At 49.3% G+C, this 21,685-nt stretch carries 20 protein-coding genes, 1 pseudogene and 1 other annotated feature; of the genes and pseudogenes, 16 read left to right on the forward strand and 5 right to left on the reverse strand.

Annotation, left to right across the window (positions count from 1 at the left end; genetic code table 11):
- The first annotated feature begins 286 nt into the window (after positions 1 to 286).
- Entirely contained in the window at positions 287 to 1,045 is a 759-nt protein-coding gene (locus ACU8XX_RS10745; protein ID WP_000771396.1) for a DUF481 domain-containing protein, read from the forward strand.
- A 52-nt stretch (positions 1,046 to 1,097) separates the two neighbouring features.
- On the opposite strand, the gene yniD is transcribed toward ACU8XX_RS10745, so the two are convergent.
- Both yniD and espL1 read right to left on the reverse strand, forming a co-directional pair.
- Positions 1,098 to 1,205, reverse strand: coding sequence for a small membrane protein YniD (gene yniD, locus ACU8XX_RS10750; RefSeq protein ID WP_001142445.1), 108 nt, complete (start codon positions 1,203 to 1,205; stop codon positions 1,098 to 1,100).
- Between the two features lie 170 nt (positions 1,206 to 1,375).
- A pseudogene (gene espL1 / locus ACU8XX_RS10755) lies at positions 1,376 to 3,276 on the reverse strand (type III secretion system effector EspL1).
- Positions 3,277 to 3,799: 523 nt separating this feature from the next.
- On the opposite strand from espL1, the gene thrS reads away from it, so the two are divergent.
- From thrS to selO, 14 genes are all read left to right on the forward strand, one after another.
- Positions 3,800 to 5,728, forward strand: coding sequence for a threonine--tRNA ligase (gene thrS, locus ACU8XX_RS10760; RefSeq protein WP_001144190.1), 1,929 nt, complete (start codon positions 3,800 to 3,802; stop codon positions 5,726 to 5,728).
- A gap of 3 nt (positions 5,729 to 5,731) precedes the next feature.
- Positions 5,732 to 6,274, forward strand: a complete 543-nt coding sequence (infC, locus tag ACU8XX_RS10765) for a translation initiation factor IF-3 (protein WP_001700733.1) — start codon at positions 5,732 to 5,734, stop codon at positions 6,272 to 6,274.
- Between the two features lie 96 nt (positions 6,275 to 6,370).
- Complete coding sequence (rpmI, locus tag ACU8XX_RS10770; protein ID WP_001124225.1) at positions 6,371 to 6,568, forward strand: 50S ribosomal protein L35; 198 nt, start codon at positions 6,371 to 6,373, stop codon at positions 6,566 to 6,568.
- 52 nt (positions 6,569 to 6,620) lie between these two features.
- Positions 6,621 to 6,977, forward strand: coding sequence for a 50S ribosomal protein L20 (rplT, locus tag ACU8XX_RS10775; RefSeq protein ID WP_000124850.1), 357 nt, complete (start codon positions 6,621 to 6,623; stop codon positions 6,975 to 6,977).
- A 116-nt stretch (positions 6,978 to 7,093) separates the two neighbouring features.
- Positions 7,094 to 7,218: a sequence feature (Phe leader region), on the forward strand.
- A complete protein-coding gene (gene pheM / locus ACU8XX_RS10780; protein WP_001386830.1) occupies positions 7,100 to 7,144 on the forward strand; it encodes a pheST operon leader peptide PheM in 45 nt (14 codons plus the stop codon). Its footprint overlaps the feature before it by 45 nt.
- A gap of 209 nt (positions 7,219 to 7,427) precedes the next feature.
- Positions 7,428 to 8,411 carry a phenylalanine--tRNA ligase subunit alpha gene (gene pheS / locus ACU8XX_RS10785; protein WP_000018596.1) on the forward strand — a complete coding sequence of 328 codons (984 nt, stop codon included), beginning with the start codon at positions 7,428 to 7,430 and terminating at the stop codon, positions 8,409 to 8,411.
- Positions 8,412 to 8,425: 14 nt separating this feature from the next.
- A complete protein-coding gene (pheT, locus tag ACU8XX_RS10790) occupies positions 8,426 to 10,813 on the forward strand; it encodes a phenylalanine--tRNA ligase subunit beta (protein ID WP_000672380.1) in 2,388 nt (795 codons plus the stop codon).
- 4 nt (positions 10,814 to 10,817) lie between these two features.
- The gene (gene ihfA, locus ACU8XX_RS10795) at positions 10,818 to 11,117 is read left to right on the forward strand and encodes an integration host factor subunit alpha (RefSeq protein WP_001229265.1); all 300 of its coding nucleotides are present in this window, start codon (positions 10,818 to 10,820) and stop codon (positions 11,115 to 11,117) included.
- Positions 11,118 to 11,217: 100 nt separating this feature from the next.
- Positions 11,218 to 12,198, forward strand: a complete 981-nt coding sequence (gene btuC, locus ACU8XX_RS10800; RefSeq protein ID WP_000956529.1) for a vitamin B12 ABC transporter permease BtuC — start codon at positions 11,218 to 11,220, stop codon at positions 12,196 to 12,198.
- A 62-nt stretch (positions 12,199 to 12,260) separates the two neighbouring features.
- Positions 12,261 to 12,812 (forward strand): bifunctional thioredoxin/glutathione peroxidase, encoded by a 552-nt coding sequence (gene btuE / locus ACU8XX_RS10805; RefSeq protein WP_001154183.1) that lies wholly within the window; start codon positions 12,261 to 12,263, stop codon positions 12,810 to 12,812.
- Positions 12,812 to 13,561 (forward strand): vitamin B12 ABC transporter ATP-binding protein BtuD, encoded by a 750-nt coding sequence (gene btuD, locus ACU8XX_RS10810; RefSeq protein ID WP_000029466.1) that lies wholly within the window; start codon positions 12,812 to 12,814, stop codon positions 13,559 to 13,561. Before btuE ends, btuD begins: the two co-directional genes overlap by 1 nt.
- 77 nt (positions 13,562 to 13,638) lie before the next feature.
- On the forward strand, positions 13,639 to 14,103 hold the full coding sequence (locus ACU8XX_RS10815; protein WP_001209795.1) for a C40 family peptidase: 465 nt from the start codon (positions 13,639 to 13,641) through the stop codon (positions 14,101 to 14,103).
- A gap of 246 nt (positions 14,104 to 14,349) precedes the next feature.
- Complete coding sequence (gene ydiV / locus ACU8XX_RS10820; RefSeq protein WP_016242177.1) at positions 14,350 to 15,063, forward strand: anti-FlhDC factor; 714 nt, start codon at positions 14,350 to 14,352, stop codon at positions 15,061 to 15,063.
- Between the two features lie 62 nt (positions 15,064 to 15,125).
- Positions 15,126 to 16,562 (forward strand): protein adenylyltransferase SelO, encoded by a 1,437-nt coding sequence (gene selO / locus ACU8XX_RS10825; protein WP_000175708.1) that lies wholly within the window; start codon positions 15,126 to 15,128, stop codon positions 16,560 to 16,562.
- A gap of 3 nt (positions 16,563 to 16,565) precedes the next feature.
- Here selO and hemP read toward each other — a convergent pair whose 3' ends face one another.
- The 3 genes from hemP to ppsR form a co-directional block, all read right to left on the reverse strand.
- Entirely contained in the window at positions 16,566 to 16,757 is a 192-nt protein-coding gene (gene hemP, locus ACU8XX_RS10830) for a hemin uptake protein HemP (protein WP_001270810.1), read from the reverse strand.
- 131 nt (positions 16,758 to 16,888) lie between these two features.
- Positions 16,889 to 17,935: a 3-deoxy-7-phosphoheptulonate synthase AroH gene (gene aroH / locus ACU8XX_RS10835; protein ID WP_001082226.1), complete on the reverse strand. Its 1,047-nt coding sequence runs from the start codon at positions 17,933 to 17,935 to the stop codon at positions 16,889 to 16,891.
- A 156-nt stretch (positions 17,936 to 18,091) separates the two neighbouring features.
- Positions 18,092 to 18,925 carry a posphoenolpyruvate synthetase regulatory kinase/phosphorylase PpsR gene (gene ppsR, locus ACU8XX_RS10840; RefSeq protein WP_000368046.1) on the reverse strand — a complete coding sequence of 278 codons (834 nt, stop codon included), beginning with the start codon at positions 18,923 to 18,925 and terminating at the stop codon, positions 18,092 to 18,094.
- Between the two features lie 332 nt (positions 18,926 to 19,257).
- Between ppsR and ppsA the strand changes: the two genes are divergently transcribed.
- Positions 19,258 to 21,636 carry a phosphoenolpyruvate synthase gene (ppsA, locus tag ACU8XX_RS10845; RefSeq protein ID WP_000069369.1) on the forward strand — a complete coding sequence of 793 codons (2,379 nt, stop codon included), beginning with the start codon at positions 19,258 to 19,260 and terminating at the stop codon, positions 21,634 to 21,636.
- Positions 21,637 to 21,685 lie beyond the last annotated feature (49 nt).

A 21,685-nucleotide genomic window follows, 5' to 3' on the forward strand; every position in this document is an offset into this window, starting at 1 on the left:
CATTTCCTCCTATAGGCTGATTTCAGTCTGGCACCGAATCAGCGGAAAGTGAAGAAATTAACAATATGATTTATTGGAGCTTTATTTAAAATTTTGTAGATAAATATATATAAATAAAAATCTGTTTTCGCCACATGCTTATTCAAAAAATGAAATAAGAATACATTGCTAAGTTATTCGCGCCTTTTTATAATTCGTTACCTTTCCAGGGACGCTAATCTTTGATCCTTAAGAAAGTTTCCGGGACCGCGATGGTCTCTTTTTTTGTTGTACGGACTCTTGATAAATGAAGCTTTTGAAGACAGTTCCTGCCATCGTTATGTTGGCGGGGGGCATGTTTGCGTCACTGAATGCAGCTGCCGATGATTCCGTTTTTACTGTCATGGACGATCCTGCCAGCGCTAAAAAACCTTTCGAAGGTAATCTGAACGCAGGATATCTTGCACAATCAGGCAATACGAAAAGCTCCTCACTTACGGCTGACACCACCATGACCTGGTATGGACAAACCACTGCCTGGTCGCTGTGGGGGAACGCCAGTAATACTTCTTCTAATGATGAGCGTTCTTCAGAAAAATATGCGGCGGGCGGGCGTAGCCGTTTTAATTTAACTGATTATGACTATTTATTTGGTCAGGCAAGCTGGCTGACAGACCGTTATAACGGCTATCGAGAGCGCGATGTGTTGACCGCGGGTTATGGTCGTCAGTTTTTGAATGGCCCGGTACACAGTTTCCGCTTTGAATTCGGTCCAGGTGTGCGTTACGACAAATATACCGACAATGCCAGTGAAACCCAGCCGCTGGGCTATGCCTCCGGGGCTTATGCATGGCAGTTGACTGACAACGCTAAATTTACGCAGGGTGTTTCGGTCTTTGGCGCGGAAGACACAACGCTGAACTCCGAAAGCGCATTAAATGTTGCTATTAATGAACATTTTGGACTGAAGGTGGCTTACAACGTCACATGGAACTCTGAACCTCCAGAGTCTGCACCGGAACATACCGATCGTCGGACAACTTTATCGCTGGGTTACAGCATGTAAAATTATCTGCCGGACCGTGTTATGCGGTCTGGCTGTCTTCGTTTGTCACTGCTCAGCCCCAAATCATTGCTGCCCAACGGAGCAACAACATAGCGCCACAGATTGCCAGTAGCACCACCACCATCTTCCAGTGTTTTTTATCAAAGCGTTTAGTCGGCATACCAGTGTCCTGCATATCTCTTGTGCGTGATAACGGAGTGTAAAAAAAGGGACAGGCATCAAGGGATTTTTTGTTATTACAGCCGTCGGGTGGCGTTGTACACCTGCTCACTGTTTCTGCGTTTTATGAAAAAATAAAATTATGTATCGATATATATCGTAAATAGCTGGTTATAAATACGTCTTTATTTCATCAGCACTAAAACTCAGGCTTTGGCTGATTGCATTAATAGCAGCATAATATGTTTCTACAGTTTTATAATGCTTATGATGAATGGCTATATGAACAGCTGACATGTTGTCATGATTTTTAGCGGTCAATAGTGTAAATAACTGATGTTGACTAAAAGAATGTTTTTTTTGCAAAAGCACCCAGCGTCGATATATAAGATAACACGACGTCTTCATTACCCTTGCTCATGGCGATGTATAATGCAGGGGTTCCCTGTGCTGTAGCTCCTTTTAATAAATCCATGATGTTAGCTTTGCTCAACTTGTATTTAAAGGCGATGCCATTAATTTTAGAGAGGAACCGTGTGACACACAAAGGGTGATTATTTTCCATTGCGGCGTATAATCCTGGCTCACCATCATGTATTTTCATGGCTAAAATACTCATCACCAGTTTTTTGTTTAAAAGCTCTTGTGCTATTGGAGTGGTTAATGCATTCAGAAAGATATCGATTATTTCATCGAATCCATACAACATGGAGATATAAAGTCCAGGTGTTTCGTTAGCACTTTTAGTTTGCAGTAATTTAACCAGATTATCTTCATGAATGATGTGATTATCTACCAGTGACTGAATTTCTTGCATAAATATTTTCACGTTGTCAGTATGTCCGTTCATCATAGCCAAAAATAAAGCAGGTGTACCAACGCTATTCTGCGCGGTTATTATTTCAATGATTTCTTTTTCAGGGAGTATGGGCAACTGTTTGAATAATGTAATAAGCTGTTGAGTCTGGCCTGTAGCCATTATTAACAACATTGCCGATGGATGTATAGGGGCAAATGGCATTCGTGATGCAATACCCGCGAAAATAGCCCCTGGAACTCCCACAGGTAATAGGGGCAGAATAGCAATTGCACAGTTGCGAACATATCTATCAGCCCAGGTCTGAGCATCGGGACCTGAACTGATGAACTTATCAAGCGAAAGAAAGCCCCGTGCTGTCCTGTGGGTGTCTCTGACGGCAACGTTGGTATCGTTCGGGTCGTAAACGGACACAACATAATTTAATTGTCCATACACTGACTGCTTTATTCGTAGCCTTACTGACAAAGTATGATTGTCTATATATAAAATCGCGGACATATGACTGACATTGTTTGCCATCATTCGACAAAAGAAAATATCTAAAGCGAAGCCAAAATCCTTACTCGCGATAACGCGACTCCCTGCAGGAGGATGGCGAAGTAATGCTCTGAACTCCGCGTCCCGGACTAAGGGGACATGCTGCTGTATGGATTCAACGGAGGAGTAATGTTTAATCAGGTTGACTTTGCCTTTTCCATTTCTCAATGAATCAAGGGCGTATTGCAATGACAGATGGCGACAAAAAATAGCGTCAGAAGGAGATTGCAAAAAACATGCACTACCATTGAGATTTACTGTTGGGTGTATAGTTTTTTTCTCTATGGATTTTTTTAGACAGTTTCATACAATGGTTACGATCTTCAGCAGTTAACTGTTCCTGTTCAATATAATCCAGTATGCTTCGCAAATGGTTAGCTTTAATAGGCGTGGTTTCCAGTAATAAGGAAATGATTTCTTTTTTATAGTGTAATGTAATGAGTATATTTTCTGCATGGATGGGTGAAGTGGCAAAGTTAATGGTAAAAAGGGCAGTGGAATAACAATTTTGTGATATTTTTCGACAGTTTGCGGTAAATTCCTGAGTAACACAGTATGACAGCATCGAACTTAAGTCAGAGGTATCAAGTAGGGTGATGAGCTGGCGCGCAAATTGATTAATAGGCTCTGATGAAGGTGTTGGTATGTCGCTATCGATGTGCAAGCTATGAGGAGACTTATAATGAGTTCTGATAATGATATCGTTTTGACTCATAATCTGTTCGCCTTATATATATCTGGAGGTTTTGAGGATGATGATTAATTATTATCGCCAGAACGAAATGTGCACGAAAAATTGTTATAAGAATTGTGTCACTTTTATCATTGTGATATGACCACTTCGTCATTAATCTCATGAGCGTTTAAAATACTACCGCCAAATCACGCAACGAACTTTGCTGGATTCAGTTTATGCTGCTGTAAATCCGCTCGCAGTAAACCTTTCAGACGCACCGTGATGTTATCAGTTGTTCTTTAAGCGTTTTGCTGGTGTACTCACTACAAACGAATTGCGAATCGAATCAATGTGAAACGGAAAGGTACAATCTCCCTTTTTTTAGTGTTAACATCGCTCAACCGGGTGGAAGGTGAGAGGTTAATGTCTTTCATTTGTGTACCTGATTGCGAACCAATTTAGCATTTGTTGGCTAGATGGTTTCGCAATGAACTGTTAATAAACAAATTTTTCTTTGTATGTGATCTTTCGTGTGGGTCACCACTGCAAATAAGGATATAAAATGCCTGTTATAACTCTTCCTGATGGCAGCCAACGCCATTACGACCACGCTGTAAGCCCCATGGATGTTGCGCTGGACATTGGTCCAGGTCTGGCGAAAGCCTGTATCGCAGGGCGCGTTAATGGCGAACTGGTTGATGCTTGCGATCTGATTGAAAACGACGCACAACTGTCCATCATTACCGCCAAAGACGAAGACGGTCTGGAGATCATTCGTCACTCCTGTGCGCACCTGTTAGGGCACGCGATTAAACAACTTTGGCCGCATACCAAAATGGCAATCGGCCCGGTTATTGACAACGGTTTTTATTACGACGTTGATCTTGACCGCACGTTAACCCAGGAAGATGTCGAAGCACTCGAGAAGCGGATGCATGAGCTTGCTGAGAAAAACTACGACGTCATTAAGAAGAAAGTCAGCTGGCACGAAGCGCGTGAAACTTTCGCCAACCGTGGGGAGAGCTACAAAGTCTCCATTCTTGACGAAAACATCGCCCATGATGACAAGCCAGGTCTGTACTTCCATGAAGAATATGTCGATATGTGCCGCGGTCCGCACGTACCGAACATGCGTTTCTGCCATCATTTCAAACTAATGAAAACGGCAGGGGCTTACTGGCGTGGCGACAGCAACAACAAAATGTTGCAACGTATTTACGGTACGGCGTGGGCAGACAAAAAAGCACTTAACGCTTACCTGCAGCGCCTGGAAGAAGCCGCGAAACGCGACCACCGTAAAATCGGTAAACAGCTCGACCTGTACCATATGCAGGAAGAAGCGCCGGGTATGGTATTCTGGCACAACGACGGCTGGACCATCTTCCGTGAACTGGAAGTGTTTGTTCGTTCTAAACTGAAAGAGTACCAGTATCAGGAAGTTAAAGGTCCGTTCATGATGGACCGTGTCCTGTGGGAAAAAACCGGTCACTGGGACAACTACAAAGATGCAATGTTCACCACGTCTTCTGAGAACCGTGAATACTGCATTAAGCCGATGAACTGCCCGGGTCACGTACAAATTTTTAACCAGGGGCTGAAGTCTTATCGCGATCTGCCGCTGCGTATGGCCGAGTTTGGTAGCTGCCACCGTAACGAGCCGTCAGGTTCGCTGCATGGCCTGATGCGCGTGCGTGGATTTACCCAGGATGACGCGCATATCTTCTGTACTGAAGAACAAATTCGCGATGAAGTTAACGGATGTATCCGTTTAGTCTATGATATGTACAGCACTTTTGGCTTCGAGAAGATCGTCGTCAAACTCTCCACTCGTCCTGAAAAACGTATTGGCAGCGACGAAATGTGGGATCGTGCTGAGGCGGACCTGGCGGTTGCGCTGGAAGAAAACAACATCCCGTTTGAATATCAACTGGGTGAAGGCGCTTTCTACGGTCCGAAAATTGAATTTACCCTGTATGACTGCCTCGATCGTGCATGGCAGTGCGGTACAGTACAGCTGGACTTCTCCTTGCCGTCTCGTCTGAGCGCCTCCTATGTGGGCGAAGACAACGAGCGTAAGGTACCGGTAATGATTCACCGCGCAATTCTTGGGTCGATGGAACGTTTCATCGGTATCCTGACCGAAGAATTCGCTGGTTTCTTCCCGACCTGGCTTGCGCCGGTTCAGGTTGTTATCATGAATATTACCGATTCACAGTCTGATTACGTTAACGAATTGACGCAAAAACTATCAAATGCGGGCATTCGTGTTAAAGCAGACTTGAGAAATGAGAAGATTGGCTTTAAAATCCGCGAGCACACTTTGCGTCGCGTCCCATATATGCTGGTCTGTGGTGATAAAGAGGTGGAATCTGGCAAAGTTGCCGTTCGCACCCGCCGTGGTAAAGACCTGGGAAGCATGGACGTAAATGAAGTGATCGAGAAGCTGCAACAAGAGATTCGCAGCCGCAGTCTTAAACAATTGGAGGAATAAGGTATTAAAGGCGGAAAACGAGTTCAAACGGCGCGCCCTAACCGTATCAATGGCGAAATTCGCGCCCAGGAAGTTCGCTTAACAGGTCTGGAAGGCGAGCAGCTTGGTATTGTGAGTCTGAGAGAAGCTCTGGAGAAAGCAGAAGAAGCCGGAGTAGACTTAGTCGAGATCAGCCCTAACGCCGAGCCGCCGGTTTGTCGTATAATGGATTACGGCAAATTCCTCTATGAAAAGAGCAAGTCTTCTAAGGAACAGAAGAAAAAGCAAAAAGTTATCCAGGTTAAGGAAATTAAATTCCGTCCTGGTACAGATGAAGGCGACTATCAGGTAAAACTCCGCAGCCTGATTCGCTTTCTCGAAGAGGGTGATAAAGCCAAAATCACGCTGCGTTTCCGCGGTCGTGAGATGGCGCACCAGCAAATCGGTATGGAAGTGCTTAATCGCGTGAAAGACGATTTGCAAGAACTGGCAGTGGTCGAATCCTTCCCAACGAAGATCGAAGGCCGCCAGATGATCATGGTGCTCGCTCCTAAGAAGAAACAGTAAGGCCTTCAAGTAGCACTGTCTGTGGAGCCTTCGGGCTTCACAGGCTTTGTTCGCCTTTGTTTCGTTTATTAACAATGCGAAGTGGAAGTTATTAAAATGCCAAAAATTAAGACCGTACGCGGTGCTGCTAAGCGCTTCAAAAAAACCGGTAAAGGTGGTTTTAAGCACAAGCACGCTAACCTGCGTCACATTCTGACCAAAAAAGCGACCAAACGTAAACGTCACCTGCGTCCGAAAGCCATGGTTTCCAAAGGCGATCTGGGCCTGGTAATCGCGTGCCTGCCGTACGCATAAGCCGTTAACGTTTTTAACTTTTTAATTAGAATATAGATACAGGAGAGCACATATGGCTCGCGTAAAACGTGGTGTTATTGCACGCGCACGTCACAAGAAAATTTTGAAACAAGCTAAAGGCTACTACGGTGCGCGTTCTCGCGTATACCGCGTTGCCTTCCAGGCTGTTATCAAAGCTGGTCAGTATGCTTACCGTGACCGTCGTCAACGTAAGCGTCAGTTCCGTCAACTGTGGATTGCGCGTATCAACGCAGCAGCACGTCAGAACGGTATTTCTTACAGCAAATTCATCAATGGCCTGAAAAAAGCCTCTGTTGAAATCGACCGTAAGATCCTGGCTGATATCGCAGTATTCGACAAAGTAGCGTTCACCGCTCTGGTTGAAAAAGCGAAAGCAGCTCTGGCATAAGCCAGTTGAAAGAGGGAGCTAGTCTCCCTCTTTTCGTTTCAACGCCATCAAAACATTGACTTTTATCGCCGTAGCCTTTTCAATAAAGGTCTTTTGAAGAGTACCAAAAGGTAACGCAAGCAATGAATGCTGCTATTTTCCGCTTCTTTTTTTACTTTAGCACCTGAATCCAGGAGGCTAGCGCGTGAGAAGAGAAACGGAAAACAGCGCCTGAAAGCCTCCCAGTGGAGGCTTTTTTTGTATGCGCGTTTTGAAAAATAAAAAGCCTGTCTCATCAGGTGTAATTGTCGCAGCCAGACTGGACACGGCCAGCGCGGAGAAACCGGAGCGTATTTAAGTACGTGAGAATTTCGAGCACAGCCCGGGACCAAAATGGCAAGTAAAATAGCCTGATGGGATAGGCTCTAAGTCCAACGAACCAGTGTCACCACTGACACAATGAGGAAAACCATGTCACATCTCGCAGAACTGGTTGCCAGTGCGAAGGCGGCCATTAGCCAGGCGTCAGATGTTGCCGCGTTAGATAATGTGCGCGTCGAATATTTGGGTAAAAAAGGGCACTTAACCCTTCAGATGACGACCCTGCGTGAGCTGCCGCCAGAAGAGCGTCCGGCAGCTGGTGCGGTTATCAACGAAGCGAAAGAGCAGGTTCAGCAGGCGCTGAATGCGCGTAAAGCGGAACTGGAAAGCGCTGCACTGAATGCGCGTCTGGCGGCGGAAACGATTGATGTCTCTCTGCCAGGTCGTCGCATTGAAAACGGCGGTCTGCATCCGGTTACCCGTACCATCGACCGTATCGAAAGTTTCTTCGGTGAGCTTGGCTTTACCGTGGCAACCGGGCCGGAAATCGAAGACGATTATCATAACTTCGATGCTCTGAACATTCCTGGTCACCACCCGGCGCGCGCTGACCACGACACTTTCTGGTTTGACACTACCCGCCTGCTGCGTACCCAGACCTCTGGCGTACAGATCCGCACCATGAAAGCCCAGCAGCCACCGATTCGTATCATCGCGCCTGGCCGTGTTTATCGTAACGACTACGACCAGACTCACACGCCGATGTTCCATCAGATGGAAGGTCTGATTGTTGATACCAACATCAGCTTTACCAACCTGAAAGGCACGCTGCACGACTTCCTGCGTAACTTCTTTGAGGAAGATTTGCAGATTCGCTTCCGTCCTTCCTACTTCCCGTTTACCGAACCTTCTGCAGAAGTGGACGTCATGGGTAAAAACGGTAAATGGCTGGAAGTGCTGGGCTGCGGGATGGTGCATCCGAACGTGTTGCGTAACGTTGGCATCGACCCGGAAGTTTACTCTGGTTTCGCCTTCGGGATGGGGATGGAGCGTCTGACTATGTTGCGTTACGGCGTCACCGACCTGCGTTCATTCTTCGAAAACGATCTGCGTTTCCTCAAACAGTTTAAATAAGGCAGGAATAGATTATGAAATTCAGTGAACTGTGGTTACGCGAATGGGTGAACCCGGCGATTGATAGCGATGCGCTGGCAAATCAAATCACTATGGCGGGCCTGGAAGTTGACGGTGTAGAACCGGTTGCCGGCAGCTTCCACGGCGTGGTCGTTGGTGAAGTGGTTGAGTGTGCGCAGCATCCGAACGCTGACAAACTGCGTGTGACAAAAGTGAATGTCGGCGGCGATCGCCTGCTGGACATCGTCTGCGGTGCGCCAAACTGCCGTCAGGGCCTGCGTGTGGCGGTAGCGACCATTGGTGCTGTTCTGCCGGGTGATTTCAAAATTAAAGCGGCGAAACTGCGTGGCGAACCGTCTGAAGGGATGCTGTGCTCCTTCTCTGAACTGGGCATTTCTGACGATCACAGCGGCATTATCGAACTGCCTGCGGATGCGCCGATTGGCACCGATATCCGTGAATACCTGAAACTTGATGACAACACCATCGAAATCAGCGTGACGCCAAACCGTGCCGACTGCTTAGGCATCATTGGTGTTGCGCGTGACGTTGCCGTGCTGAACCAGCTGCCGCTGGTTCAACCGGAAATCGTTCCGGTTGGTGCGACCATCGACGACACGCTGCCGATTACAGTCGAAGCGCCGGAAGCCTGCCCGCGTTATCTTGGCCGTGTGGTAAAAGGCATTAACGTTAAAGCGCCAACTCCGCTGTGGATGAAAGAAAAACTGCGTCGTTGCGGGATCCGTTCTATCGATGCAGTTGTTGACGTCACCAACTATGTGCTGCTCGAACTGGGCCAGCCGATGCACGCTTTCGATAAAGATCGCATTGAAGGCGGCATTGTGGTGCGGATGGCGAAAGAGGGCGAAACGCTGGTGCTGCTCGACGGTACTGAAGCGAAGCTGAATGCTGACACTCTGGTCATCGCCGACCACAACAAGGCGCTGGCGATGGGCGGCATCTTCGGTGGCGAACACTCTGGCGTGAATGACGAAACACAAAACGTGCTGCTGGAATGCGCGTTCTTTAGCCCGCTGTCTATCACCGGTCGTGCTCGTCGTCATGGCCTGCATACCGATGCGTCTCACCGTTATGAGCGTGGCGTTGATCCGGCACTGCAGCACAAAGCGATGGAACGTGCGACCCGTCTGCTGATCGACATCTGCGGTGGTGAGGCTGGCCCGGTAATTGATATCACCAACGAAGCAACGCTGCCGAAGCGTGCAACCATCACTCTACGTCGTAGCAAACTGGATCGCCTGATCGGCCATCATATTGCGGATGAGCAGGTAACTGACATTCTGCGTCGTCTCGGCTGCGAAGTGACCGAAGGCAAAGACGAATGGCAGGCAGTTGCGCCGAGCTGGCGTTTCGATATGGAGATTGAAGAAGATCTGGTTGAAGAAGTCGCGCGTGTTTACGGCTACAACAACATCCCGGATGAGCCGGTACAGGCAAGCCTGATTATGGGTACTCACCGTGAAGCTGACCTGTCGCTCAAGCGCGTGAAAACGCTGCTCAACGACAAAGGCTATCAGGAAGTGATCACCTACAGCTTCGTTGATCCGAAAGTGCAGCAGATGATCCATCCAGGCGTTGAAGCCTTACTGCTGCCAAGCCCGATCTCTGTTGAAATGTCAGCAATGCGTCTTTCTCTGTGGACTGGCCTGCTGGCAACCGTGGTGTACAACCAGAACCGTCAGCAGAACCGTGTGCGCATTTTCGAAAGCGGTCTGCGTTTCGTACCAGATACTCAGGCACCGTTGGGCATTCGTCAGGATCTGATGTTAGCCGGTGTGATTTGCGGTAACCGTTACGAAGAGCACTGGAACCTGGCAAAAGAGACCGTTGATTTCTATGATTTGAAAGGCGATCTTGAATCCGTTCTCGACCTGACCGGTAAACTGAATGAGGTTGAGTTCCGTGCAGAAGCGAATCCGGCACTGCATCCGGGGCAATCCGCAGCGATTTATCTGAAAGGTGAACGTATTGGTTTTGTTGGGGTTGTTCATCCTGAACTGGAACGTAAACTGGATCTTAACGGTCGCACTCTGGTGTTCGAACTGGAGTGGAACAAGCTCGCAGACCGCGTGGTGCCTCAGGCGCGCGAGATTTCTCGCTTCCCGGCGAACCGTCGTGACATCGCGGTGGTGGTCGCAGAAAACGTTCCCGCAGCGGATATTTTATCCGAATGTAAGAAAGTTGGCGTAAATCAGGTAGTTGGCGTAAACTTATTTGACGTGTACCGCGGTAAGGGTGTTGCGGAGGGGTATAAGAGCCTCGCCATAAGCCTGATCCTGCAAGATACCAGCCGTACACTCGAAGAAGAGGAGATTGCCGCTACCGTCGCCAAATGTGTAGAGGCATTAAAAGAGCGATTCCAGGCATCATTGAGGGATTGAACCTATGGCGCTTACAAAAGCTGAAATGTCAGAATATCTGTTTGATAAGCTTGGGCTTAGCAAGCGGGATGCCAAAGAACTGGTTGAACTGTTTTTCGAAGAGATCCGTCGCGCTCTGGAAAACGGCGAACAGGTGAAACTCTCTGGTTTTGGTAACTTCGATCTGCGTGATAAGAATCAACGCCCGGGACGTAACCCGAAAACGGGCGAGGATATTCCCATTACAGCACGGCGCGTGGTGACCTTCAGACCCGGGCAGAAGTTAAAAAGCCGGGTCGAAAACGCTTCGCCCAAAGACGAGTAATCTGATCTAACTAAAAAGGCCGCTCTGCGGCCTTTTTTCTTTTCACTGTCGAAGAGTCACCGTAAAATTAACGCCATGACACTTCAGCAGAACGGATACCATGCTGACACTTGCCCGCCAACAACAGCGACAAAATATTCGCTGGTTATTATGCCTGTCAGTTTTGATGCTGCTGGCGCTTCTCTTAAGCCTTTGCGCCGGTGAACAATGGATCTCGCCAGGTGACTGGTTTACTCCTCGTGGCGAACTGTTCGTCTGGCAAATTCGCCTGCCACGTACGCTGGCTGTATTGCTGGTTGGTGCGGCGCTGGCTATATCCGGCGCTGTAATGCAGGCGTTGTTTGAAAATCCTCTGGCAGAACCTGGACTACTTGGCGTCTCTAACGGCGCAGGCGTGGGGCTTATCGCCGCGGTATTGCTTGGGCAAGGGCAACTCCCCAACTGGGCGCTAGGGCTGTGTGCGATTGCTGGCGCGCTTATCATCACTTTAATACTCTTACGTTTCGCCCGTCGTCATCTTTCGACCAGTCGGTTATTGCTGGCTGGCGTTGCATTAGGGATTATCTGTAGCGCACTAATGACGTGGGCTATCTACTTTTCCACCTCTGTTGATTTACGTCAGCTGATGTACTGGATGATGGGCGGTTTTGGCGGCGTAGACTGGCGGCAAAGCTGGCTGATGCTGGCATTGATCCCCGTGTTGTTGTGGATCTGTTGTCAGTCCAGGCCGATGAATATGTTAGCACTTGGCGAGATCTCGGCGCGGCAACTGGGTTTACCCCTGTGGTTCTGGCGCAATGTGCTGGTGGCCGCGACCGGCTGGATGGTTGGCGTCAGTGTGGCGCTGGCGGGTGCTATCGGCTTTATTGGTCTGGTGATCCCACATATTCTTCGGTTGTGTGGTTTAACCGATCATCGCGTATTACTTCCCGGCTGCGCGCTGGCAGGGGCGAGCGCATTGCTGCTGGCCGATATTGTAGCGCGCTTGGCATTAGCTGCCGCAGAGCTGCCTATTGGAGTGGTCACCGCAACGTTGGGTGCGCCGGTGTTTATCTGGTTATTGTTAAAAGCAAGACGTTAGCCGCAAAAAGACGGTCTATGATTAAAAGCTAAGATTTTTACTGACCACACCCAGGAGAAACGATGCAAGATTCCATTCTGACGACCGTAGTGAAAGATATCGACGGTGAAGTGACCACGCTGGAGAAGTACGCCGGTAATGTGCTGTTGATTGTCAATGTCGCCTCAAAGTGTGGCTTAACGCCGCAATATGAGCAGTTGGAGAATATTCAGAAAGCCTGGGCCGATCGAGGTTTTGTGGTGCTGGGATTCCCGTGCAACCAGTTTCTGGAACAAGAACCGGGCAGCGATGAAGAGATTAAAACTTACTGTACCACCACATGGGGGGTGACGTTCCCGATGTTCAGTAAGATTGAAGTTAATGGCGAAGGACGCCATCCGCTGTATCAAAAATTGATTGCCGCAGCGCCGACCGCAGTCGCGCCGGAAGAGAGCGGATTCTATGCCCGTATGGTCAGCAAAGGCCGTGCACCGCTGTACCCGGATGATATTTTATGGAATTTTGAAAAATTCCTGGTTGGCAGGGACGGAAAAGTCATCCAGCGTTTTTCCCCGGATATGACGCCGGAAGATCCCATTGTGATGGAAAGCATTAAACTGGCGTTGGCAAAATAATGTCTATTGTGATGCAGTTACAAGATGTTGCGGAATCTACCCGCCTGGGGCCGCTTTCTGGCGAGGTTCGGGCTGGGGAGATCCTGCACCTGGTGGGGCCGAATGGCGCGGGTAAGAGTACCTTACTGGCGCGAATGGCCGGAATGACCAGCGGTAAGGGAAGCATTCAGTTCGCGGGGCAACCACTGGAAGCATGGTCCGCAACAAAACTCGCGCTGCATCGCGCCTATCTTTCACAACAGCAGACGCCGCCGTTTGCAATGCCGGTCTGGCACTACCTGACACTGCATCAGCACGATAAAACGCGTACCGAACTACTGAATGATGTCGCAGGGGCGCTGGCTCTTGATGACAAACTCGGACGTAGCACCAATCAACTTTCCGGCGGTGAATGGCAACGCGTACGTCTTGCTGCGGTGGTGTTGCAAATCACACCACAAGCCAATCCCGCAGGCCAATTGCTGCTTCTTGATGAGCCGATGAACAGTCTTGATGTTGCGCAACAAAGTGCGTTAGACAAAATTCTGAGCGCGCTGTGTCAGCAAGGACTGGCGATTGTGATGAGCAGTCACGATCTCAACCACACATTGCGTCATGCGCATCGGGCGTGGTTGCTAAAAGGTGGAAAAATGCTGGCCAGTGGACGCAGGGAAGAGGTGCTCACGCCGCCAAATCTGGCGCAGGCCTATGGGATGAATTTTCGCCGTCTGGATATCGAAGGTCACAGAATGCTGATTTCGACCATCTGATTTCATTAGTATCTTGAAAATCGGGTAATTACGACGCTAAATTAATGCAAGAATAAAAAACAGAGGAACCGTACGGAATGCGTTTCTGCCTTATTTTGATCACAGCACTGCTTCTGGCCGGGTGTAGCCACCATAAAGCACCGCCGCCAAATGCCAGACTTTCTGATTCGATTACCGTTATTGCCGGTTTGAACGACCAGCTACAAAGCTGGCATGGCACGCCGTATCGTTATGGTGGCATGACGCGGCGCGGTGTGGACTGTTCGGGATTTGTGGTTGTGACGATGCGCGATCGTTTCGATTTGCAGCTGCCCCGTGAAACCAAACAACAAGCCTCTATTGGCACGCAAATTGATAAAGACGAGTTGCTGCCAGGTGACCTGGTCTTTTTCAAAACGGGGTCCGGACAAAATGGTTTGCATGTAGGTATTTACGATACCAACAACCAATTTATCCACGCCTCTACCAGCAAGGGAGTGATGCGTTCCTCACTTGATAATGTCTATTGGCAGAAAAATTTCTGGCAGGCGAGACGAATCTAGTATGTCGAAAAATGGACGGCGATGATACATCGCCGTCCATTTACTCCTGAATACAGTAGTATTTTGCAGACAAAAATTCCGTAAATGGATTATTCGTTTATAATCAGGATAATCTAAAAAAAGGACCCCTGAAAAAGTGGTTAACATGGAACAAATGAAAGTTACTCCTTCTGTAATTGTTATGTCTTATGGCCTCATCCCTTTTAGCCGGATACTGAAAAACATCCTTCGAGAGGGACGGTTACCATGAAGATTTTTTTGGAGAATCTTTATCATTCTGATTGCTATTTCCTGCCGATAAGAGACAACCAGCAAGTCCTTGTCGGCGTTGAGTTAATTACCCATTTCTCCAGTGAAGATGGCACGGTGCGTATCCCGACGAGTCGGGTTATAGCGCAACTTACCGAGGAGCAACATTGGCAATTATTTTCAGAGCAGTTGGAATTACTAAAATCATGCCAACATTTTTTTATTCAACATAAACTCTTTGCCTGGCTTAATTTAACGCCACAAGTGGCTACATTATTATTAGAGAGGGATAATTACGCAGGCGAACTATTAAAATATCCGTTTATTGAACTGTTGATTAATGAGAATTACCCGCATCTCAATGAAGGAAAAGATAATCGCGGTCTTTTATCCTTATCGCAAGTGTATCCCCTTGCGTTAGGTAATTTGGGAGCAGGCAATAGCACAATGAAAGCGGTTTTTGATGGTCTTTTCACCCGCGTCATGCTGGATAAAAGTTTTATTCAGCAACAAATCACGCACCGCTCCTTCGAACCGTTTATTCGTGCGATCCAGGCGCAAATTTCCCCTTGTTGCAATTGCATCATTGCGGGAGGCATTGATACGGCAGAAATATTGGCACAGATTACCCCCTTCGATTTCCATGCTCTCCAGGGATGCCTGTGGCCTGCCGTTCCCATAAATCAGATAACGACGTTGGTTCAGCGATAACCCTTCTGTTTGCTGGTGTTTAAGACGAGAGTAACCGTCTACACTATCAAACAGGAGGATCTATGACCCTGTCTTTTGTTACCCGCTGGCGCGATGAATTGCCAGAAACCTATACAGCACTTTCCCCTACGCCTTTAAATAATGCCCGGCTGATTTGGCATAATACCGAACTGGCTAACACGCTGAGTATTCCATCGTCGCTGTTTAAAAATGGCGCAGGTGTCTGGGGCGGCGAAGCCCTACTGCCTGGTATGTCACCACTGGCGCAGGTTTACAGTGGTCATCAGTTCGGCGTCTGGGCGGGCCAACTGGGTGATGGGCGCGGCATTTTACTCGGCGAACAACTGCTTGCTGATGGCACTACAATGGACTGGCATCTGAAAGGTGCTGGCCTGACGCCTTATTCGCGAATGGGTGATGGACGGGCGGTTTTACGTTCGACGATACGAGAAAGTCTCGCCAGTGAGGCGATGCATTATCTGGGCATTCCGACGACCCGCGCGTTAAGTATCGTCACCAGCGATTCGCCAGTGTATCGGGAAACGGCGGAGCCAGGCGCGATGCTGATGCGTGTGGCACCAAGTCATCTGCGCTTTGGTCATTTCGAACATTTTTACTACCGCCGCGAGTCGGAAAAGGTTCGTCAGTTAGCTGACTTTGCTATTCGTCATTACTGGTCACATCTTGAAGATGATGAGGACAAATACCGTCTCTGGTTTAGCGATGTTGTCGCACGTACCGCGTCGTTAATTGCCCAATGGCAGACGGTCGGCTTTGCACATGGGGTGATGAATACCGACAACATGTCGCTGCTGGGACTGACGCTTGATTACGGGCCGTTTGGTTTTCTTGATGATTACGAACCCGGTTTTATTTGTAATCACTCGGATCATCAAGGGCGTTATAGCTTTGATAATCAACCTGCTGTCGCGTTGTGGAATTTACAGCGTCTGGCGCAGACATTGTCACCATTTGTTGCCGTAGATGCCCTGAATGAGGCCCTGGACAGCTATCAGCAGGTTTTGTTGACGCATTATGGACAACGGATGCGGCAGAAACTGGGCTTCATGACGGAGCAAAAAGAGGATAACGCGCTACTGAATGAATTATTCAGTCTGATGGCGCGAGAGCGCAGCGATTATACCCGCACATTCCGCATGCTGAGTCTGACCGAGCAGCACAGCGCGGCGTCACCGCTACGTGATGAGTTTATTGATCGTGCGGCATTTGATGACTGGTTTGCCCGTTATCGGGGGCGTTTGCAACAAGACGAGGTTAGCGATAGTGAGCGTCAGCAACTGATGCAAAGCGTTAACCCAGCTCTGGTATTGCGCAACTGGTTGGCGCAACGGGCGATTGAAGCGGCAGAAAAGGGTGATATGATGGAATTGCACCGCCTGCATGAGGCGTTGCGAAATCCTTTCAGCGACAGAGATGATGACTATGTCAGTCGTCCACCTGACTGGGGTAAACGGCTGGAAGTCAGCTGCTCGAGTTAAAGGCTACTTAGTTAACAGCAGCTTGCCAGCCTGAGTTTTACGGAGCAGATATTCTTGCCCGTCATGATCGATAATCAGTTTGCCATCCGGACCTAACAGTGTCTGGCTGGTAATTCGCCGGATGGGCTGCGGGGAAGCGGTCTTGTGATTGGCATCCGTTTCAGGCGTGAGTTTTCTGCTATCCGTATAACGCATAAAAATTAATAATAATTGATATAACAATGATTCTTATTATCAATATTATGGCAGGCCAGAGCAAGCAGTAATGTGTTGAGAAGACAACAAGTTGCGCAGAAATGCCCATCCCATCAGGAATGGGCACGCATTCAGAAGCGGGTATCTACCGCAGAGGCGAGTTTTTCGACCAGGCGTTCGGTATCTTCCCAGCCCAGACACGGGTCGGTAATGGATTGACCGTAAGTGAGCGGCTGACCGCCGACGATTTTTTGCGTTCCTTCGCGCAGGAAACTTTCCGCCATAATTCCAGCAATCGCCGTAGAGCCATTGCGGATTTGCTGACAAATATCCTCACAAACTTCTAACTGGCGACGGTGCTGCTTCTGGCAGTTACCGTGGCTGAAATCCACCACCAGATGTTCAGGTAAATCAAACTCGTGCAGCGTATCGCAGGCTGCGGCGATATCATCGGCATGATAATTCGGTTTTTTGCCGCCACGCATAATAATGTGGCCATACGGGTTGCCGCTGGTCTGATAGATGGTCATCTGACCATTTTTGTCTGGCGAGAGGAACATATGGCTGGCGCGGGCTGCGCGGATAGCATCCACGGCAATCCGCGTGTTGCCATCGGTACCATTTTTAAAACCTACCGGACAGGAGAGTGCTGAAGCCATTTCGCGGTGGATCTGACTTTCGGTAGTACGTGCGCCAATCGCGCCCCAACTGATTAAATCAGCAATAAACTGACCGGTCACCATATCGAGAAACTCAGTCGCGGTAGGGACACCCAGCTCATTTACCTGTAAAAGTAATTTGCGCGCCAGCTCCAGACCGTGATTTACCCGATAGCTGCCGTTTAAATCCGGATCGGAGATTAGCCCTTTCCAGCCGACAACAGTTCGTGGTTTTTCAAAATAGGTGCGCATTACGATTTCCAGCCGTGACTGGTACTGGTTGCGCAGCGACTGCAGACGGGTGGCGTACTCCATTGCAGCGGTGAGATCGTGGATCGAGCAGGGGCCAATAATGACCAACAGTCGCTTATCTTCACCATTCAGTATTTTTTCAATTCTGCGGCGGGAGTCGGTGACATGGGTGGCGACGCCAGGCGTTACGGGATACCGTAGCGCGAGTTCGGCGGGCGTTACCAGGCTCTCAATACGCGCAGTACGGAGTTCGTCAGTTCTGTTCATTACAAGTCTCAGAAATTTGTTGCTTCTACGGCAGGACTACCGGGAAGTGATGCGCATCACGATAAACCAATCGCAGCTGATTTCAAGTGCGAGGTGTGTCACACCTCGCCGGGTGGTTAGCATGATAACAAAAAAATAAGCTAATGCACTAGTTCTCTAGTACATTCGGCGGCTAAGCCCCATGATATCGAGGATCTTGGTGGCAATCTCTTCTACCGAATAATTGGTACTGTTAATCCACGGGATCTGATTTTTACGGTACAACGCTTCTACTTCCGCGACTTCCATCCTGCACTGACGAAGCGAGGCATAGCGGCTGTTCTCCCGACGTTCCTCGCGAATCGCCGCCAGACGCTCCGGGTCGATAGTCAGGCCGAACAATTTATGCTGAAGCGGTTTGAGCGACGCGGGTAGCACCAGATTATCCATATCGTCGGCAATAAAGGGGTAGTTTGCCGCGCGGATACCAAATTGCATTGCCAGATACAGACTGGTGGGGGTTTTACCACAGCGAGAAACACCGAGCAGGATCACCTGAGCCTGATCCAGATTGCGCAACGAAATGCCGTCATCGTGGGCAAGGGTGTAATCAATCGCCGCAATGCGCGCATCATATTTATTGAGATTATTAGGGTTAAGGCCATGGGTACGATGAGCAATCGGCGTTGGATCCAGTTTCATCTCTTGTTGTAGCGGGGCAACCAGCGCCTGAACGATATCCTGGCAAAAGCCTTCACTTTGCAAGATGATGGCGCGAATCTCCGGCAACACGATGGAGTAGAAGACCAGCGGGCGCACGCCTGTCTGGTGATAAATTGCGTCAATCTGATCCTTCACTGCCCGTGCACGGCTCTCATTTTCGACAAACGGCAGCGTAATGCTGCTGATAGTGACGGGAAATTGTGACATTACTGCGTGTCCTAATACCTCCGCAGTTATTGCCGTACCATCAGAAATATAAAAAACGTGGCGATCAACAGCATTATCCATTTTGTTCTTCCCGTGATGCAGACATAATTCTATGAAAGCATAAATTAAAAACGCACAGAAGCGTAGGACGTTATGTCTGGTTTATAAAATGAACCTTCAATTTTATTTTTTATGAAAACAGCATTTCATTTTTATGGTTTCGTTTATACCGATGGTTTATGTGGAAATTGTCGAAGAGAGCAGATTTGCGCAACGCTGGGATCAGTCTTAAAAAGTAAAAAAATATATTTGCTTGAACGATTCACCGTTTTTTTCATCCGGTTAAATATGCAAAGATAAATGCGCAGAAATGTGTTTCTCAAACCGTTCATTTATCACAAAAGGATTGTTCGATGTCCAACAATGGCTCGTCACCGCTGGTGCTTTGGTATAACCAACTCGGCATGAATGATGTAGACAGGGTTGGGGGCAAAAATGCCTCCCTGGGTGAAATGATTACTAACCTTTCCGGAATGGGTGTTTCCGTTCCGAATGGTTTCGCCACAACCGCCGACGCGTTTAACCAGTTTCTGGACCAAAGCGGCGTAAACCAGCGCATTTATGAACTGCTGGATAAAACGGATATTGACGATGTTACCCAGCTTGCGAAAGCGGGCGCGCAAATCCGCCAGTGGATTATCGACACTCCCTTCCAGCCTGAGCTGGAAAATGCCATCCGCGAAGCTTATGCACAGCTTTCCGCCGATGACGAAAACGCCTCTTTTGCGGTGCGCTCCTCCGCTACTGCAGAAGATATGCCGGACGCTTCCTTTGCCGGTCAGCAGGAAACCTTCCTCAACGTTCAGGGTTTTGACGCCGTTCTCGTGGCAGTGAAACATGTATTTGCTTCTCTGTTTAACGATCGCGCCATCTCTTATCGTGTGCACCAGGGTTACGATCACCGTGGTGTGGCGCTCTCCGCCGGTGTTCAACGGATGGTGCGCTCTGACCTCGCATCTTCTGGCGTGATGTTCTCCATTGATACCGAATCCGGCTTTGACCAGGTGGTGTTTATCACTTCCGCATGGGGCCTTGGTGAAATGGTCGTGCAGGGCGCGGTTAACCCGGATGAGTTTTACGTCCATAAACCGACACTTGCAGCGAATCGCCCGGCTATCGTGCGCCGCACCATGGGGTCGAAAAAAATCCGCATGGTTTACGCGCCGACCCAGGAGCACGGCAAGCAGGTTAAAATCGAAGACGTACCGCAGGAACAGCGTGACATCTTCTCGCTGACCAACGAAGAAGTGCAGGAACTGGCAAAACAGGCCGTACAAATTGAGAAACACTACGGTCGCCCGATGGATATTGAGTGGGCGAAAGATGGCCACACCGGCAAACTGTTCATTGTGCAGGCGCGTCCGGAAACCGTGCGCTCACGCGGTCAGGTCATGGAGCGTTATACGCTGCATTCACAGGGTAAGATTATCGCCGAAGGCCGTGCTATCGGTCATCGCATCGGCGCGGGTCCGGTGAAAGTCATCCATGACATCAGCGAAATGAACCGCATCGAACCTGGCGACGTGCTGGTTACTGACATGACCGACCCGGACTGGGAACCGATCATGAAGAAAGCATCTGCCATTGTCACCAACCGTGGCGGTCGTACCTGTCACGCGGCGATCATCGCTCGTGAACTGGGCATTCCGGCGGTAGTGGGCTGTGGTGATGCAACAGAACGGATGAAAGACGGTGAGAACGTCACTGTTTCTTGTGCCGAAGGTGATACCGGTTACGTCTATGCGGAGTTGCTGGAATTTAGCGTGAAAAGCTCCAGCGTAGAAACGATGCCGGATCTGCCGTTGAAAGTGATGATGAACGTCGGTAACCCGGACCGAGCTTTCGACTTCGCCTGTCTGCCGAACGAAGGCGTGGGACTTGCGCGTCTGGAATTTATCATCAACCGTATGATTGGCGTCCACCCACGCGCACTGCTTGAGTTTGACGATCAGGAACCGCAGTTGCAAAACGAAATCCGCGAGATGATGAAAGGTTTTGATTCTCCGCGTGAATTTTACGTTGGTCGTCTGACTGAAGGGATCGCGACGCTGGGTGCCGCGTTTTATCCGAAGCGCGTCATTGTCCGTCTCTCTGATTTTAAATCGAACGAATATGCCAACCTGGTCGGTGGTGAGCGTTACGAGCCAGATGAAGAGAACCCGATGCTCGGCTTCCGTGGCGCGGGACGCTATATTTCCGACAGCTTCCGCGACTGTTTCGCGCTGGAGTGCGAAGCAGTGAAACGTGTGCGCAACGACATGGGGCTGACCAACGTTGAGATCATGATCCCGTTCGTGCGTACCGTAGATCAGGCGAAAGCGGTGGTTGAGGAACTGGCGCGTCAGGGGCTGAAACGTGGTGAGAACGGGCTGAAAATCATCATGATGTGTGAAATCCCGTCCAACGCCTTGCTGGCCGAGCAGTTCCTCGAATATTTCGACGGCTTCTCAATTGGCTCAAACGATATGACGCAGCTGGCGCTCGGTCTGGACCGTGACTCCGGCGTGGTGTCTGAATTGTTCGATGAGCGCAACGATGCGGTGAAAGCATTGCTGTCGATGGCTATCCGTGCCGCGAAGAAACAGGGCAAATATGTCGGGATTTGCGGTCAGGGTCCGTCCGACCACGAAGATTTTGCCGCATGGTTGATGGAAGAGGGGATCGATAGCCTGTCTCTGAATCCGGACACCGTGGTGCAAACCTGGTTAAGCCTGGCTGAACTGAAGAAATAAAATAAATCCCCGGCGGCGTTCAGTCGCTGGGGTTATGTGATCCCCGAAG

The sequence above is a fragment of the Escherichia sp. MAL-1 genome (assembly GCF_052948035.1).

Bases quoted from the DNA above. Each gene is read 5' to 3' on its own strand.
- ppsR (WP_000368046.1), bottom strand. From the start codon at position 18,925: ATGGATAATGCTGTTGATCGCCACGTTTTTTATATTTCTGATGGTACG.
- ihfA (WP_001229265.1), top strand. From the start codon at position 10,818: ATGGCGCTTACAAAAGCTGAAATGTCAGAATATCTGTTTGATAAGCTT.
- pheT (WP_000672380.1), top strand. From the start codon at position 8,426: ATGAAATTCAGTGAACTGTGGTTACGCGAATGGGTGAACCCGGCGATT.
- pheS (WP_000018596.1), top strand. From the start codon at position 7,428: ATGTCACATCTCGCAGAACTGGTTGCCAGTGCGAAGGCGGCCATTAGC.
- rplT (WP_000124850.1), top strand. From the start codon at position 6,621: ATGGCTCGCGTAAAACGTGGTGTTATTGCACGCGCACGTCACAAGAAA.
- selO (WP_000175708.1), top strand. From the start codon at position 15,126: ATGACCCTGTCTTTTGTTACCCGCTGGCGCGATGAATTGCCAGAAACC.
- ppsA (WP_000069369.1), top strand. From the start codon at position 19,258: ATGTCCAACAATGGCTCGTCACCGCTGGTGCTTTGGTATAACCAACTC.
- rpmI (WP_001124225.1), top strand. From the start codon at position 6,371: ATGCCAAAAATTAAGACCGTACGCGGTGCTGCTAAGCGCTTCAAAAAA.
- ACU8XX_RS10745 (WP_000771396.1), top strand. From the start codon at position 287: ATGAAGCTTTTGAAGACAGTTCCTGCCATCGTTATGTTGGCGGGGGGC.
- aroH (WP_001082226.1), bottom strand. From the start codon at position 17,935: ATGAACAGAACTGACGAACTCCGTACTGCGCGTATTGAGAGCCTGGTA.
- yniD (WP_001142445.1), bottom strand. From the start codon at position 1,205: ATGCCGACTAAACGCTTTGATAAAAAACACTGGAAGATGGTGGTGGTG.
- ydiV (WP_016242177.1), top strand. From the start codon at position 14,350: ATGAAGATTTTTTTGGAGAATCTTTATCATTCTGATTGCTATTTCCTG.
- thrS (WP_001144190.1), top strand. From the start codon at position 3,800: ATGCCTGTTATAACTCTTCCTGATGGCAGCCAACGCCATTACGACCAC.
- ACU8XX_RS10815 (WP_001209795.1), top strand. From the start codon at position 13,639: ATGCGTTTCTGCCTTATTTTGATCACAGCACTGCTTCTGGCCGGGTGT.
- btuE (WP_001154183.1), top strand. From the start codon at position 12,261: ATGCAAGATTCCATTCTGACGACCGTAGTGAAAGATATCGACGGTGAA.
- btuC (WP_000956529.1), top strand. From the start codon at position 11,218: ATGCTGACACTTGCCCGCCAACAACAGCGACAAAATATTCGCTGGTTA.
- btuD (WP_000029466.1), top strand. From the start codon at position 12,812: ATGTCTATTGTGATGCAGTTACAAGATGTTGCGGAATCTACCCGCCTG.
- hemP (WP_001270810.1), bottom strand. From the start codon at position 16,757: ATGCGTTATACGGATAGCAGAAAACTCACGCCTGAAACGGATGCCAAT.